This window comes from Candidatus Kryptoniota bacterium (assembly GCA_036567965.1).
Lineage (GTDB): Bacteria > Bacteroidota > Ignavibacteria > Kryptoniales > JAKASW01 > JAKASW01.
The window spans coordinates 110,399-125,477 of record DATCTN010000012.1 but is presented as its reverse complement, the minus strand read 5'-3'; the positions used below and the strand labels follow the sequence as shown (position 1 = coordinate 125,477).

The 15,079-nt window shown below is 49.8% G+C and carries 14 protein-coding genes; all 14 read right to left on the bottom strand.

Annotated features, from left to right (window positions below; all coding sequences use genetic code 11):
• Positions 1-205 precede the first annotated feature (205 nt).
• Positions 206-2,227, bottom strand: coding sequence for an APC family permease (locus VIS48_04840; GenBank protein HEY9165466.1), 2,022 nt, complete (start codon positions 2,225-2,227; stop codon positions 206-208).
• An 80-nt stretch (positions 2,228-2,307) separates the two neighbouring features.
• Complete coding sequence (locus tag VIS48_04835) at positions 2,308-3,420, bottom strand: T9SS type A sorting domain-containing protein (protein ID HEY9165465.1); 1,113 nt, start codon at positions 3,418-3,420, stop codon at positions 2,308-2,310.
• A complete protein-coding gene (locus VIS48_04830) occupies positions 3,420-5,393 on the bottom strand; it encodes a M1 family aminopeptidase (GenBank protein HEY9165464.1) in 1,974 nt (657 codons plus the stop codon). Before VIS48_04830 ends, VIS48_04835 begins: the two co-directional genes overlap by 1 nt.
• Positions 5,390-6,310 (bottom strand): EamA family transporter, encoded by a 921-nt coding sequence (locus tag VIS48_04825; GenBank protein HEY9165463.1) that lies wholly within the window; start codon positions 6,308-6,310, stop codon positions 5,390-5,392. Before VIS48_04825 ends, VIS48_04830 begins: the two co-directional genes overlap by 4 nt.
• Before the next feature lie 29 nt (positions 6,311-6,339).
• Positions 6,340-6,936 (bottom strand): phosphatase PAP2 family protein, encoded by a 597-nt coding sequence (locus VIS48_04820; GenBank protein ID HEY9165462.1) that lies wholly within the window; start codon positions 6,934-6,936, stop codon positions 6,340-6,342.
• Between the two features lie 121 nt (positions 6,937-7,057).
• Complete coding sequence (locus VIS48_04815; GenBank protein ID HEY9165461.1) at positions 7,058-7,780, bottom strand: transglycosylase SLT domain-containing protein; 723 nt, start codon at positions 7,778-7,780, stop codon at positions 7,058-7,060.
• A gap of 463 nt (positions 7,781-8,243) precedes the next feature.
• Positions 8,244-8,438, bottom strand: coding sequence for a hypothetical protein (locus tag VIS48_04810; GenBank protein HEY9165460.1), 195 nt, complete (start codon positions 8,436-8,438; stop codon positions 8,244-8,246).
• Positions 8,439-8,440: 2 nt separating this feature from the next.
• Positions 8,441-9,214, bottom strand: a complete 774-nt coding sequence (locus VIS48_04805; protein ID HEY9165459.1) for a sugar phosphate nucleotidyltransferase — start codon at positions 9,212-9,214, stop codon at positions 8,441-8,443.
• Positions 9,211-9,600 carry an aspartate 1-decarboxylase gene (gene panD, locus VIS48_04800; GenBank protein HEY9165458.1) on the bottom strand — a complete coding sequence of 130 codons (390 nt, stop codon included), beginning with the start codon at positions 9,598-9,600 and terminating at the stop codon, positions 9,211-9,213. The genes VIS48_04805 and panD overlap by 4 nt, the downstream gene beginning before the upstream one ends.
• A 237-nt stretch (positions 9,601-9,837) precedes the next feature.
• Positions 9,838-10,746 carry an aspartate carbamoyltransferase gene (gene pyrB, locus VIS48_04795; GenBank protein HEY9165457.1) on the bottom strand — a complete coding sequence of 303 codons (909 nt, stop codon included), beginning with the start codon at positions 10,744-10,746 and terminating at the stop codon, positions 9,838-9,840.
• The gene (gene arcC, locus VIS48_04790) at positions 10,743-11,699 is read right to left on the bottom strand and encodes a carbamate kinase (GenBank protein ID HEY9165456.1); all 957 of its coding nucleotides are present in this window, start codon (positions 11,697-11,699) and stop codon (positions 10,743-10,745) included. Before arcC ends, pyrB begins: the two co-directional genes overlap by 4 nt.
• Before the next feature lie 15 nt (positions 11,700-11,714).
• A complete protein-coding gene (gene argF, locus VIS48_04785; GenBank protein ID HEY9165455.1) occupies positions 11,715-12,635 on the bottom strand; it encodes an ornithine carbamoyltransferase in 921 nt (306 codons plus the stop codon).
• A gap of 26 nt (positions 12,636-12,661) precedes the next feature.
• Positions 12,662-13,993, bottom strand: a complete 1,332-nt coding sequence (locus tag VIS48_04780; protein ID HEY9165454.1) for a cyclic 2,3-diphosphoglycerate synthase — start codon at positions 13,991-13,993, stop codon at positions 12,662-12,664.
• Positions 13,994-14,291: 298 nt separating this feature from the next.
• A complete protein-coding gene (locus VIS48_04775) occupies positions 14,292-15,032 on the bottom strand; it encodes a hypothetical protein (GenBank protein ID HEY9165453.1) in 741 nt (246 codons plus the stop codon).
• Positions 15,033-15,079 lie beyond the last annotated feature (47 nt).

Sequence of the window (15,079 nt, the reverse complement as noted above, 5' to 3'; positions counted from 1 at the left end):
GTCGAGTGTACGCCTGCAATAGCAATGCTTATCTGAACCGATAAGTCTTTTCTAAGTTGGTGAAGATTGAAGTCGCTGATCCGCGGCAGTGTGGGCACCGCCGCTGCTAATTCTCATCGTGACTAATACGCAAAAATATCAGGAAAGAATGTTTAAAAAGCAAACCGTTCAGATATCCGACGTCCTAAGTTCACCCCAGCTTCAATCAGATTTCGAAATTCATTTCACCGCGAGGACCGATGGTTCTTATGTTGACATGATGATTCTCATCAGCCTCAACCATTCCCCAGTATAAGGCGAATTGTTGCATCTGATATTCCGCAGGATAGCGCTCAGAGGTTCCGAGGAATACTTCTTCTGCGCCAATCTGAACAGTTGTGTGAGCGATAGCGTAGGCCGCGTTGTTTGTCGGGACAACGATCGGCAATACCGTTTTCCCTTGTTTCTCGGCGATTTTTATTACTTCGCTGAAGAGTTCTTCCTCGAAATGATCAATGGTATTAGCTGCGGTGGTGCTCTGTCCCGGGATTATTTTGGCTGTCATAACCACAATGTCGACTTCGTCGGGGTCACTCTCTTCAAGGCATCTGTAAAGATGGTTAAGGCGGTTGGGAGCGCGGACTGCCACCAGCTTGCGGCGGGGGGTTCTGCAGCCGATCGCTTCAGCTGTCAGATTATTTTGGGCGAACACGTTGAACTTTTCAAGCGCGGGTCCGCGTGAAGCGTCAAGTCTTTTGTTTGCTCGCTCGGAAAATTCGAAGAGTGCGAAGAGGATAATGGTGAACGTTACTCCGCCCTCAGTCGCGAGCGGCTTGGTGAAAAGATTTGTGACGCCGATGCAAAAAAGAATTATGAAGACGAAAATTAGTCCCAAGGGAACCTCGTACCTCCCTAACTTCAAGTTCGGCGGCATCTTCCATTCCCGCACCGATTTGTCCTTGTGCCGCAGAACGAGTATCGAGAAGGTGGTCATGATAAAAGTCCAGACGACGCCGAATGCGTACGCTTCCCCGAGGAGGAAAACGTCGCCTCTGCTGGCAAGAATGACCAGAATCTGAATGATCGCGAGGAGGTTGATTATGCGGTAGGACGTGCCGAATCTGCCATGGGGGCGACGGAACCATTCATGAAGGACTCCGTCTTCCGCCACGCGATTGAGGACGCTATTCGCTCCGATCAGGGCGGTATTGACTGCTCCGGCAAGTATCAGGAACCCAACGACGACCACAAACGCCTGGAGCGTGAGGAGAATCGTATGAGGTCCGACAAAATTCATCACGAGTCCGCTGAGGGCATTATCATTGTACTTGCCCATCAGGTCGGCCTCCGGGATTATCATGGCACCGAAAATGGAATTCAGTCCGGTGAAGATGAAGCTGAACACGAACATTATCAGCGCGGCGCGCTTCAGGTTCTTGAGTTTCGGAGACTCGATCTCGCGATAGACTTGCGCTAAAGTTTCTTCCCCGCTGACGGCGAGTATCGAGTGTCCCATACCTATAAGCACACCCACGAGTCCGATGGTCTTCAGTACGCTGAATCCCTTGAGCCAACCCATCGCGGAATCGGATAGCCTGACACTGAATGAAGGGATATGCGCGCCACGTGTGAAGATCGTGATAATCGATCCCACGAAGAGGATGCCGGCAAGGACGGAAGTAACCTGAAAGATACGAAGAGCTTTCTCGCTCGACTCTTCAATTCCTATAATATTCTTTCGCCAGAAGTAAAGCTCGATGAGGATCGCGGATCCGACTGCTATGGAGTTAGGTGGCACCTGCAGATTTGGATTCACACCAGCGAGGAGAGAGTCGATGAGTCCCTCAAGATATTGTCCGGCGGACACAGCACTGATCGGCGCGGTTATCAGGTAGTCGAAGACGAGTGCGGAAACAGCCACTTTGGCGAAAGTACTCCCGAGGGTTTTCCGGACCACCCGGTAACTGCCGCCGCGAACAAACATGCTTGAGGATTCGATGTATACTGCCCTGATGCCGTAAGCAAACAACATGACAAACAGGATGAAGAAAGGCGCAGACGGACCTACGGCTTTCTCAGCAATACCGAGCGCATAGAACGCACTCGAACCAATGTCCGACACTACGACCGCCGCAGCCCTCCAGTACGATATGAAGGACAACATGACGGTTGTTATTACCACAACCTTCACTTTCTTGTAGTCGAGGTTACCTGACTCCTGAGGTACGTCTACATATTCCTGCTTCATTAATTCCTTTTTTACAAGGGCTTAAGCTACTTTGTCAGGCCAGAAAAAACAAACAAGACGGTTTGGGCATGATCGAAGTATTATTTTATAAGAATCGCTTTCAAGGTTCTTACGTTTCTTTCGGTTCCATAAAGTGTTTCGATCTTTGCGAAATACACTCCTGAGGCCTGACCTGAAAGGTTGAGAGAAAGGATGTTGTGTCCAGCATGGAGCGAAGTGGAGAACGACTGGATCCTTCTTCCATCGGAGGCATATACAGAGACGTTCGCGGTACCAGTACCCGCAGGCACGTCGACGTCGATATTAGTTGTAGGATTAAATGGATTAGGGTACGCCTCCGAGATCATGAACGTCGAAGGATTCGATTGGTGAACTGCCGTTGCCGGGCTTGCGTCCACCATGGCAGAGTACACCAAAGACGCCAGAGACACCGACGCAGTCTGAAGTTGTCCGATCGTCATCGTATCGAGTAGCGACCATAAGGTCTGGTAGTAAGTCGTCGGAGAATTCTGTCTTGCGCTTTTGCCGCCTGCCTGATCATCAGCGTCGATAATTACCTGGGCCTTTGAGTTCGACGCGTATATCACGCGAAACGCAAAGTCGAGAACGTCCGGGATGTACCTCGAAGTGTCGGGCGAAATCGTGATTTCGGAAAGATAGTCGTGAAGCATAGTGCTTTCGTAAGGGCTATGGATTCCGTTCCTGTTGTAGTTCTCGGTGCAGTGGAGCGGCTGACAGGCGTCTCCGATATAATGTCCGAGGTCTGCTATCACTCTGTTGGCGCTGACCGTGTCTCCACTCTTTAAAAATGCCACAAGCGAGTCATAATCGGCTTTTATCGCCCATGGGAGAGTACCGTTTGTTGTTACAGTCGACGAGCCATATTCCGCGATAAGAGAATCAATGTCATGAGGAAACCAGCTTGAATGGAACTCAGCATAAGCGTCGATATCGATGAAGTGTCTCGGCGATTCGGATGGGTCGGAGCTTTTCCTGTTGTCGGCGTCAGAGGCATGATCGGCATAATATTGAGTGAAGCGGGCGACCCACGAGGTATCCAGCGGGAAGTGCTTTGTGAATGACGAGTTGATAATTCTGTGACCGTCCTGTCCCCATCCAAAAGCTGAAGCGGACCAGAGCGTTGCAACAACTATTAACGAAATCGATCTTGCGCTGACGATTCTGTTTTGCATTATTTTTCCAGTAAGATTTTAGTGGTTCGGTCCCCGAATGCCGTTACGATGCGGCACAAGTAAGCTCCGCTCGCCAGACCGACTGCATCGAAGGTAATGTCATGAAAGCCCGCACTCTGGTACCCCTGTTCAATCGATCTGATCTTTCTTCCGAGAATATCATAGACTTCAATTGTAACTTTGCTGTCTCCGGCAATCACGTATTGAATTGTAGTCGACCTCGAAAATGGATTCGGAAAGCTGGTGATCGTGACCGGAGACGGTGATGTCATCGAGTCGCTCCATGGCGACGTGAGCTTCAGGATTTTGTCTGAAGGGTCAAACGAAACGGAGTCGATGGTCCCGCTGAAGAAGAACGACACCGACTGCAACTGGAGAGAATCGGTGAAGTGGAGGATACTTGTTGTACCTCCGGAGTAAACTCCAAGGTCTATCGGCATTTTGAAGAACGGGGCGTTCACCTGGTTTTGTTCAACTGTGAAGTTAAGCGTGTCCCCGCTCCTCCTATACGTGTAGCTGTAAATCGGGTACCCAGGCGAGAATATCCATTCGTTGAAGAACCAGCTCATGTCGGAGCCGGTCACTTTGCTTACGTCGCCGGCAAAATCTGTGGTCACGGCGTTGCCGAATTGGAAGTCGGCCCGGTAGGTCTTCATGATATCGAAGAACGTCGAGTCTCCGACGATGCTCCTCAGCATATGGAGCACCCATGCACCCTTGTAGTATTCCGCGAGACCGAAAATCAGTCCCGGTGGCGGAGCATACGCGGCATACTTCGTGGTATCGTACTCGCCAAAGAACTGAGCCTCATAGTATTGCATCTCGGAGTGAAAATCCGATTCGCTCAGGTGCTGCTGCTGCATCGCCTCGGAATAAGTAGCGAAGCCCTCGTTAAGCCAGATATCCTTCCACGTTCCAAGCGTGACATTATCGCCCCACCAGTGGTGAGCGAGCTCATGAGCTACCACTCGCCTGTCGAATTCATAATTGCGCTTAACTGTCGTGATGGTTGTGTGCTCCATTCCGCCGTAATAAAACGGCTCGATACAAGTCATCGCGTATTTCTCGAACGGGTATGGGCCATATATGGAAGAGTAAAACTTTATCATGGAGATTACGCTGTCTACATCGCATGAACCGTTCGACACTGCGGCCGCAGAATCCTCCGGATAGACATAATACTGCACAGGGATTGAGTCGCCGGGCGCTCGGACAAACGTTCCCTGAACAACAGCGAACTGAGAAACGGTTGCGCACATCAGGTATGTTGCAATAGGAAAATCCTCAACCCAATCGTAGGTTATGCTTCCGTCGTGATTATTCGTAGTCGCGGCAAGTCTTCCGTTCGACGCTGCGACGAATCCGTCGGGGACTCTGACTGAGATCTCACTCAACGCTTTGTCCGACGGGTCATCATAACACGGCATCCAGTAGTGCGCGTCGCTTGGTTCGCTCATTGTGTAAGCAATCGTATGGAACACCGTAGATCCATCCCGATAATACAGGTAAAAGCCTTTTTGAGGGCTGGAATTCGACAATCCGGGATTCGTTACGTGGTAGTACAGTCTCACGACCCCTGTGTCGCCGGCGACAAGATTCGTATCAAGATAGACGATCAATCGGCTACCGTTGCTGTTTAGCGAAAGTCTCCGGTTATAGGCAAATGCCGAGTCCACTCTGAGATAAACCCCATCGTTATCGAGATTGATCGAGTCAAGGGGGCTGGTAGCGTCAGGCCTAAATGTGATTTCCATAATGCCGTTGTATCGTAGAGATTCATTTTGCAGGACGGCGTACCAATCCATATACAAATTATATTTCAGGACATCGTAAGCGTGAGGAGATACATAATTGATGCTTTCTTCTGAACTCACCATCTGCTTGTCCCCTCCTGTGTAAAGCGCGTTTTTGATTTGCGCGAATGCAACAGGTGTCACGATGAAGAAGCAGATGAAAAGTGATTTAGCGTTCATTTGGCGGAAATCTTTTCATCTTCATTCGAATTTGGTTTAACTCCGGAAAACCTTTCGGCAAAGAGATTCATAGTCAAGATTCCGGCGAGTATCAATCCTGTTCCGATGATTGTCCCTGAAGGTAAATCTTCTCCAAGAAAAATCGCTCCGGCAGCCAATGCGAGGACCGGAGTAATGAATGAGGTCATGGAGAGAAGGACGACGCTGATGTGCTTGAGAAGGTAAAAGTAGATACCGAAGGCAACAACGGATCCGACTACGGCAAGATAAAGCATTGCAGAAATCGTTGAAAGATTGAATTGGACATTACTCCAGCTCTCGACGAAGACACTCGTCAGAATCAGCGTAACTGCCCCAAGTGCCATCGGTATTAAGTTGATGTAGATTGGATCGATGTGCCTTCCAAATTTCTTGACATTAACCGCCACCATTGCATTACAAAAAGCACTGAGGACTACTGCCAGAATTCCTTCAGCTCTTTGTAAGGAGCCTACCTCAAAGTCGCCGCCGAACATGATCACCAGTCCCGCAAAGCCCAAAAGTATCCCGAATATTTTCCAGAATGACAGATCATCGGTCTTGAGCATGATTCTCGAAAGAATCGCCGCGAAGAAAGGCATCACCGCGAAAGTGACAGCGGTGAGACCGGAAGTGATTCTCCCTTCCGCCCAGTACACGAGTCCATATGGTACGCTAAAAGATCCAAGTCCGACTAATAAGAGGAAGATTGTTTCTTGGACACTGAAATGATATTTGTAGTTACGGATCCGCAACACTACGACGATAATGATCGAGGCCATTGTAAATCGTATACCCGCACTGAGAAACGGAGGTACCGTGAATATAGAAACCTTGATCGCGAGCCATGTTGTCCCCCAGATAACACATATCAAAACGTAGCCCGCGAAAATCCGCAACCTGTCGGAGTTCAGGACACACCTCCCGTTCAGAAGTCGATGCGGAGATTTACGAGAGTCGGGGCTGCGCTCAACTGAATCCCCAATCCGTCACCGATGATCTTCTTCCGAAGAGAAGTGATCTGAGGACTGAGTAGATGAATCGCCACGGCCGACGCGCTTCCAAGTATAGCACCCGCGAGGACGTCACTCGGATAATGAAGACCGAGATACATTCTTCCGTAACCGACGAAGGCCGCCCACGCATAAGCCGGGATGTAAACATAAGGTTCAGGGTACCTGAACGTCAGCGCGGTCGCTATGGCGAATGCTGCTAATGTGTGTCCCGACGGCATGGAATACTTGTCAGCACTATCGAGATGCATCGTATGCACGTTGGACAAAGTAACGGATGGGCGATCACGCTTAACTATGACATTCTTAACGACGTAGTATACCGCGTAAGCTGAGACCTCTGTCAAGCCAACTAAAGCTCCCGTGTCAAAGGTGTATCCATCCTTCTCGATGAGCCCGACACCTCCGAACGCCAACGGTGTAGCGATTGCCAATGGGAGGACCGCATAGTCATCTGCCCCAACCGTCGCATCCAGGAAAGCGGACCTGGAATCGTTAATGCTTCTGAACATACTAACGTCCCATGGGGGAGGTTGGGCATGAACCAACGCGGGTAAGAGACAAAGGAGGAGACAAAAAAGGGCGGTAACCCTCAATTCTCCGGATTGCCGCCCAGAAAGGACTGATCCAGAACTACCTGCGCAATACATTCCTGTAAATATTGTAAAACTGCATCACACTTTCAACGTAGCCTAAAGTCTCGTCGGAGCCCGCAAAATAGCCCGCAGTAGGCTTTCCATCTTCCCAAACGTGCGAATGAAGAGGTGAAAATCGCTTGGAAAGAAGAGTCAGACCTGATCTAACTGAGCTCCAGGAATCGGTCGGATCCCCCAGGAATTTTGATATGGTCTGCGCATCCTCGATGCGGGAATAACCGCAGTTGTAAGCGGCTATTGCCAACTCAAGCCTGTTGTCACCCTCTGTATCGGAAAAATTACGAAGCATGTCACGAAGGTGGATGACCCCGAGCTTGATGTTGTCTGACGGCCTTGTGATATCCTGGACATTGTGCAGTGAAGCCAAGTAGAGACCCGTATTCGGCATGAGTTGCATAAAACCCTCAGCACCCTTGTCCGAAATTACGGTCGGATTGAATGCGGATTCCTGGCGAAGTACCGCTAGTGCCAGCCGCCAGTCGACCCCATACTCGTAACTCATGTCTTGAAGCTCTTTACCGTAGTGGGTCAGGAAAACATAGGTCTGTTTGTCGAGCTTTGGTATGGACGCCTCAGGAATAACCGTGCTGTCATATGAATATCGAGCAGCATGCAGCTTCCCAGTTATGACAATTCCCAATCCTAACAATAAAAGTGTAGATATTCTGATAATTAGACCTCGAACTTCTGGCCTCTTCATCATCCCTCCAATTTAGTTTCGATTGCCTGACGCTCTATAGCCAACGTGTATCGATTCTTCCTCGTGGAGCCCCCAAAACAATCACCATTTCGGCCCCTACGAATTACAGTTCACATAGCATTCCCATGGAATTGTCCCAGATGAAAGTGAACTGCTCGCTTTAATTATACATTCCCGAAGGTAGAAAACCAAAACATCTTTTTGGGATAGTTGTCATTTGTCACAGGGACCCTCAAGAATTGCCCAAATTGGCCGGTGCCGACCCAAGGAAAATTTCAAGATCGATGCGGGTGGCTGATTGAAGCAGCTTGAGGAAGCTCGATCAACTCATCGAAAAACGTCAGCCAGCTGTTTCAGGGAGGAAAGAGGAAACGAAGCCTTCAAATCTCAATTCTAAGGTGGGTTCAGCAATTCGGGTACACGTGAGTAGAGAAGTGGTCAGCCTTCGGTTCGCGCCGGACTTCTAGAGAGAGGGTTTCTTGTACCCGGAATACTTCTCGTAGAGCTCTCTGAGTCGTTTCATGGAAATCAAGTCAAGATCCTCATCGTCCTTATCTCGCTTCGCGAACATCTCATAATCATATTTGTCTTTGGGAGGCATTTTCGCGGTCTTGTATCTTAACGAATCGATCATTTTCCTTTGCTCGACGTATGACATTTTCAACGCCTCCTTAGAAGCCCATTTGAATTCAATGCTTCTTCAGCTTCCTTGAGCTGTGCCATGGTATTGATACCTCTGATTTCGTCAAAATGTTCTGCCAAAATGGCACTAACTCTCATTCCTTCGTTCACGAAGTAAGCGAAAACATCTGTCAGATAGTACTCATGTTGCGAATTATTTGGCTGGACGTGCTTAAGTGCTTGAAACAACTCCTTCTTTTTGAAAGCATAGATACCTGAGTTTATCTCATTTACCCTACGCTCCTCTGGCGTGGCATCCCTGTCTTCGACGATCTTCTCAACTGATCCGTCCGCGTGGCGAATGATCCTGCCGTACCCCGATGGGTCATCCACTTTTGCAGTCAATACGGTCATTACGGCCCCCGTCTCATAATGCGTCTTAAGAAGGTTTTCGATGGTCTTGGGCGTCAGAAGTGGTACATCGCCCGATAGTACTATGAGATCGCCGTTGTAGTCTGCCAGCAGTTCCTCCGTTTGCATGACTGCATGACCCGTTCCAAGCTGTTCCTTCTGGATGGCAAAGGCGATTCTCGAGCCGAAAACCTTTTCAAGATGGCTGATGACGTTTTCACGTTTGAATCCAACGATCGCTATCACACGGGCACTGTTCACAGAGATTGCCAGATCGACAACGTGGTCCAGCATGGGTCTCCCTTTCACCTCAAACATCACCTTAGGGATGTCAGGGTTCAGCATTCGCTTTCCCTTTCCGGCAGCCATTATGACCGTTACGAACGGTTTATGGTCGATCACGTGTTACCCGGCTTGTCTTCGAGGTGACCCTTGATCACCTTCTTTATTTTGTTTTTGTCATCCACGAGAACGACGGTGGGTTGGAATCCTTTTGCTTCCTTTTGATCATACTCAGCGTACGATATAATCACAATTTCATCACCGACGCTTCCAAGACGCGCGGCCGGCCCGTTCAGGCAGACAATGCCTGAATTTTTCTTGCCCGGAATTGTGTAGGTTTCGAATCGCTCACCGTTATTCACGTTGACAACCTGCACCTTCTCGTACGGCTGGATGCCTGAGACTTCCAGAAGTTGAGTGTCCACGGTCAGGCTTCCTTCGTAATAGAGTTCCGCTTGTGTGACATGCGCGCGGTGAATTTTCGATTTGCACAGTGTGATCAGCAAGAACGCTCCAATAAAGTGAAATTCTCCATGAATTGACCCATCAAGTTATTAAGCGACGGGAAAGTTAGCAAGCCTCTCACGTGTACTCGTTCCCGCGGCCTCAACGCATAAACGGACGTTGCATCATACAAGTTTCGTTCTCGTGCATTATGCGACCAGGCAATCTCAAATGAAGTTCCGAATGTTGTCCCGGAAGGGCCTCAGTTCGTGACCGATGGGTTGGGATACCGGGCGGTATTAGCGCCCGAGAAGCGACACAAGAAGAGCCATTCTCACGAAGATGCCGTTCTTAGTTTGGCGGAAGTACGCAGCTCGCGGATCACCATCAATCGTCGGAGATATCTCATTTGAACGCGGAAGCGGATGCATGACTATCGACTTGTGCGGCAAATACCTCATCACCGATTCATCGAGATAAAATTTCCCCGATTCGATCCCGTCTCGTTGCGCTGCCTCAAGTCTGGTCATATATACTACATCGACCTCTCCGATCACCTTTCGGAGTTCATCCTCAGCTGTGTACCAGACATTATGATGCGAGAGGTAGTCAATGATATCCTGTTTCATCTGTAAACTTTTAGGCGCTACGAAGTAGAGTTTCACCCGCTCAAATTTTCCGAGGAGGTAAGCGAGTGATCTGACAGTTCTCCCGTCCGCAAGGTTTCCCACCATAGCGATCCTGACGCCGTCAATTGTTTTTGTTTCGCGATAGATGGTGTATAGATCGAGCAACGCCTGTGTAGGGTGTTGTCCGCCTTTACCGTCTCCGGCATTTATGATGGGGACAGAAGAGACTGCGGCAGCTCTCGCGCACGAGCCGATCTCGCTGTGTCGCAGAACGATGACGTCGGAATAATTGCTCACGACACGAACAGTATCCTCGAGTGTTTCGCCGTGCATTACAGACGAAAACTGGTGAGCGCTTTCGGTTCCGATAACTTTTCCACCCAACCTCATCATTGCCGATTCGAAAGAGAACCTGGTCCTCGTAGAATGCTCGTAGAAAAGAAGTGCCATCAGCTTGTTCCTGTAGTCGTCGGTCCCGCCCCTGGCAACTACGCGTTCCATATCATCTGACATCTTGAAGAGTTCCATCAGCATCGGGACCGTGAACTGTTGCGATTCGATAATGTGATCCAATTTCATTTTCCACCCCCTGCGCTCGGTTTTCTGATATGCGTTCCCGATTCGCCCGTCAACGACTGGGCGAGATGAACAGGATCGGTTATGATCACTTCTTTACCGCCCCGTCGAATGAACTCCAGTGCCGCCTCGATCTTCGGGCCCATGCTCCCGCGTGAGAATTCACCGGCTCCAAGATATTCTTCAGCCTGGGACGGCGTCATCTCGCGGATTGCCTTCTGGTCGGAATGCTTGAAGTGGACGTACACAAATTCGACGTCCGTCGAAATCATCAGCACAGGAAAGCCCATTTCATTTGCAAGGAGAGCGGAGCTCTTGTCCTTGTCGATAACCGCTTCGACCCCTTGTATATTCGCGTCCTTTTCGAAAACGGGAATTCCCCCGCCACCGACGGCAATGACGATGATATTATTCTCAACGCATTTGCGGATGGCGTCAATTTCTACGATCGCTTCAGGCTCCGGAGACGGGACAACTCTCCTGTATCCCCGAGCGGCATCGTCCAAGATCTGCCATCCGAGTTCGTCTCGTTTATGTTCTGCATCCTCTTTATGATAGAACGGACCGATCGGTTTGGACGGACTCGAAAACGCGGGATCATCGCGATTTACTTTGACCTGGGTGATCATTGTGACAACCGGGGCAGTGATCCCTCTTTTTCCGAGTTCCGACTGAAGGGCATTCTGGAGAACGTATCCGATCTCGCCTTGCGTGGCGGCAACGCAGATGTCAAGTGGTTGCGAGTAAGTTTGCGATGAGCCGGCTTCCGACCGAAGGAGCTGTGCGCCGACCTGCGGTCCATTACCGTGAGTTATGACGAGACTGTTACCCAAAGCAGCGATCTCTGCGAGCTGCGCTGCAGTCTGACGGATATTCTCGACCTGTTCCGCCACGGTACCTCGTTGACCCGCTCTTATCAGCGAGTTACCGCCCACAGCCACCAGAACTTGTCCCAAGAAAATCCTCGAGTTTTATCTTCCTTTTAACAGCGTATACAGGATCGCCTTCTGCGAGTGAAGTCTGTTTTCGGATTGATCCCAAACGACCGACTGTTTAGAGTCTATGACGTCGTCTTCAACCTCCTCGCCTCTGTGCGCAGGGAGGCAATGCATGAAAATTGCCGACTTGCGAGCCAGTTTAAGCATCTCCCTGGTCACTTGATATCCCTGAAACGCCTGCAGCCGCTTTTCTTTCTCTGATTCCTGGCCCATGCTCACCCAAACATCCGTGTATATCACGTCGGCGCCGACGAGTGCAATTCTCGGATCGCGTTCAACCGCCACACTCGCGCCGCTCTTCCTGGCATCCTTTCTCGCCATAGCGAGGATTTCCCGGGCAGGCTCATAACCGGCGGGAGTGGCCGCCACAAAATTCATTCCCATCTTCGCAGCCATCAGCATGAGTGAGTTGCACACATTGTTGCCGTCCCCGACGAATACAAATTTTTTCTTCTTGAGATTCCCCAGATATTCGCGCGCAGTCAGGAAATCGCCGATAGCCTGGCATGGGTGTTCGTAATCGGTAAGCGCGTTAACGACAGGAATCTTCATATATTTGCCCATGTCAACACAATTCTGGTGAGCATATGTTCGGACTACAACGGCATCCATCCACCGTTCGAGATTTTTCGACACGTCGTAAATGCTTTCGCGCTTCCCCAGGTTTATGTCGGATTGCGTCAGATAAACCGAGTGTCCTCCGAGCTGGTATATTCCCACATCAAACGTGACGTGGGTCCGGAGCGACTGCTTTTCAAAAATCAGCGCTACGGATTTCCCCAGGAGGGCTTTCTTGAATTTTCCCGGATTCGTTTTCATTTTTTCCGAAAGCTCAACTAATGCGATCAAATCCTTTCCGGACCAGTCGGCAATACTCAGGAAATCTTTCTTCATTCCGATTCTCCTTTTAGGATGTGTTTCTAAGATAACTTATGCTCCGTCAAAAATCCCTCTAACACCTCCTTGAGGTCAGGCTTTGTTATCTCGGCGAGTTCATATCTCACTCTGACTGACGGCTTCTTTATTTTGATAACGCGCCTCAGGTCGATCGGGGTCCCGATTATTACTGTGTCACAGTCCACCTTATTGATGGTGGCTTCCAGGTCCTTTACCTGTTTGTCACCGTATCCCATTGCGGGCAGAAGGGTGCCCGTCTTCGGATATTTCTTGAAAGTCTCGGAAATTGTGTCGACTGCCCACCTGCGAGGATCAACGAGCTCTTTCGCGCCGAACTTTTGAGCGGCAATCACGCCCGCGCCGTATGACATCCCGCCGTGGGTCAGGGTGGGCCCGTCTTCGACGACGAGAACTCTCTTGCCGCGAATGAGCGACTCATCTTCGACTGAAACCGGGGACGCGGCTTCGATTATTCTGGCCGTCGCGTTCACGCTCAACACGTTATTTCGTACAATTGCCACATTCTCCCGGGTCGCTGATTCGACCTTGTTGATCACCACGATATCTGCAAGCAAGGTATTTACCATGCCCGCGTAGTACGAAAGCTCATGGCCGGGGCGGTGAGGATCTGCTACCGTGATAGTCAGGTCCGGCCGGTAGAATGAGGTGTCGTTGTTCCCTCCATCCCACACTATTACGTCGGCCTCCTTCTCGGCTTCCCGTAGAATTGCCTCATAGTCGACTCCAGCATATATGATTGTTCCATTTGTAATGTGCGGCTCGTACTCCTCCATTTCCTCGATGGTGCATTCGTATTTCTTTAAGTCATCGATGCTGGCATATCTCTGGACTTTCTGTTTAACCAGATCTCCATACGGCATGGGATGACGTACGGCGACAACGGTCAATCCCTTTGCCCTAAGTATGTCACATACTCGACGAGAAGTTTGGCTCTTCCCCGCACCAGTTCTGACCGCGACGACCGCAATTACAGGTACTTTGCTCTTCAGCATTGTGTTCTTCACGCCAAGAAGTTTGAAATCTGCTCCAAGTGAGGTTACCTGCGATGCTTTGGTCATTACGTAATTAAACGAGATGTCGGAATATGCGAAGACCACTTGATCAATGTTGTTGTCTTTAAGGAGCTGGGGAAGTTGTGCCTCGGGATAAATCAGAATCCCCTTTGGGTAAAGTTTTCCTGCCAGTTCAGCAGGATACTTGCGTCCGGATATATTAGGAATTTGCGTCGCGGTAAATGCGACGACTTCATACTGCTCATTATCCCTGAATACCGTATTGAAATTGTGGAAGTCTCTTCCTGCCGCGCCGAGGATTATTACTCTTGTCCGTTTCATGATTAATCCCTTTCAATGTTTTTGAGAAGAGAATGTCTTAGGAACTGAATACGGATAAAACGCTATGTGTGGGAGTGGTTTGAGGTATTCGTCAAGGCGGGCTTGTCCATTGCCGGCTTTATTAGTAGCAATGCGTCAACGGGCCCTAGTAACATACCTACAATAGGTTAGAAGGAACGGAGGAAAGTTTCAAGGACGCAAGACGTGCTGGCCATTTTGAAAGACCGGAAACGCCTCTCCCACGGAATAGTCGGTGTCAGGTGGTGACTCATCGACGTTTACGGGGCTACGTGTCAGTTCAATGTAAACGGTCTACAGCAGTCGGAGCATAGATCGCAGCTTTCACGATGAACCTGTTGTCGACCACGTCGAGCTGCGCTCTTATTGATCCGCCCGTTGGGCAACAGTACGGGTCTCCAGGTTTGAACAAGGGGAGAATGATCGACATGTTGTCAAGATCGATTACGCTCCCGCGACACAATGTGAAATGGTCAGGAAGGTACGACTTCAAAAGCTGAGACCAATCTGGAATATCAATTGAGTACCACGATCCGGACCGTCTCAAGAAATAGAATCCCATGTCCCACCCGCCGTTGCCGTTAGTCATAAAAACGTGGATGAAGGTTCCGAGTCGGGTTTTCACAAACTGTGGCGCAGTCAGGGTGAAATCCCGCGTGGATGCACCAATTTCCCAGACCTTCCTGACCGTTCCGCTGATTTTCATTCCTTCGAAAAGTGCGATTGAGATTGTAAGTCCTTTGCCCATGTGAAGACTGTCCTGAAGTGAATCAGGTACGCCGCTCTCCTGCCTTGAACAGAGGGTATAGTAAAATGTGAGTCCATCGACCGTACCGAGCAAATCGAATTCACTGACCACGCAGGGAGTGGTATCGATACCGCAAGAGGCGCACTGATGAGGAAGAGATGATATAGAGTAACTGCAAGTGTCACTCCTGTCGAAACAATCCTGCTGTGCGAAAGCAAATGCCGGTGCTAACGAAATGAATAGAAAGAAGAGAAACCTTCCGAATCCGATCATCCGCGAGTCAACATCTGAGTTCACACCTTTGTCAAGTCAATCAAACC

Excerpts from the sequence above, each read along its gene's own strand:
- VIS48_04840 (HEY9165466.1), bottom strand. The coding sequence starts at position 2,227 with ATGAAGCAGGAATATGTAGACGTACCTCAGGAGTCAGGTAACCTCGAC.
- VIS48_04835 (HEY9165465.1), bottom strand. The coding sequence starts at position 3,420 with ATGCAAAACAGAATCGTCAGCGCAAGATCGATTTCGTTAATAGTTGTT.
- VIS48_04830 (HEY9165464.1), bottom strand. The coding sequence starts at position 5,393 with ATGAACGCTAAATCACTTTTCATCTGCTTCTTCATCGTGACACCTGTT.
- VIS48_04820 (HEY9165462.1), bottom strand. The coding sequence starts at position 6,936 with ATGTTCAGAAGCATTAACGATTCCAGGTCCGCTTTCCTGGATGCGACG.
- VIS48_04815 (HEY9165461.1), bottom strand. The coding sequence starts at position 7,780 with ATGAAGAGGCCAGAAGTTCGAGGTCTAATTATCAGAATATCTACACTT.
- VIS48_04810 (HEY9165460.1), bottom strand. The coding sequence starts at position 8,438 with ATGTCATACGTCGAGCAAAGGAAAATGATCGATTCGTTAAGATACAAG.
- pyrB (HEY9165457.1), bottom strand. The coding sequence starts at position 10,746 with ATGAAATTGGATCACATTATCGAATCGCAACAGTTCACGGTCCCGATG.
- argF (HEY9165455.1), bottom strand. The coding sequence starts at position 12,635 with ATGAAGAAAGATTTCCTGAGTATTGCCGACTGGTCCGGAAAGGATTTG.
- VIS48_04780 (HEY9165454.1), bottom strand. The coding sequence starts at position 13,993 with ATGAAACGGACAAGAGTAATAATCCTCGGCGCGGCAGGAAGAGACTTC.
- VIS48_04775 (HEY9165453.1), bottom strand. The coding sequence starts at position 15,032 with ATGATCGGATTCGGAAGGTTTCTCTTCTTTCTATTCATTTCGTTAGCA.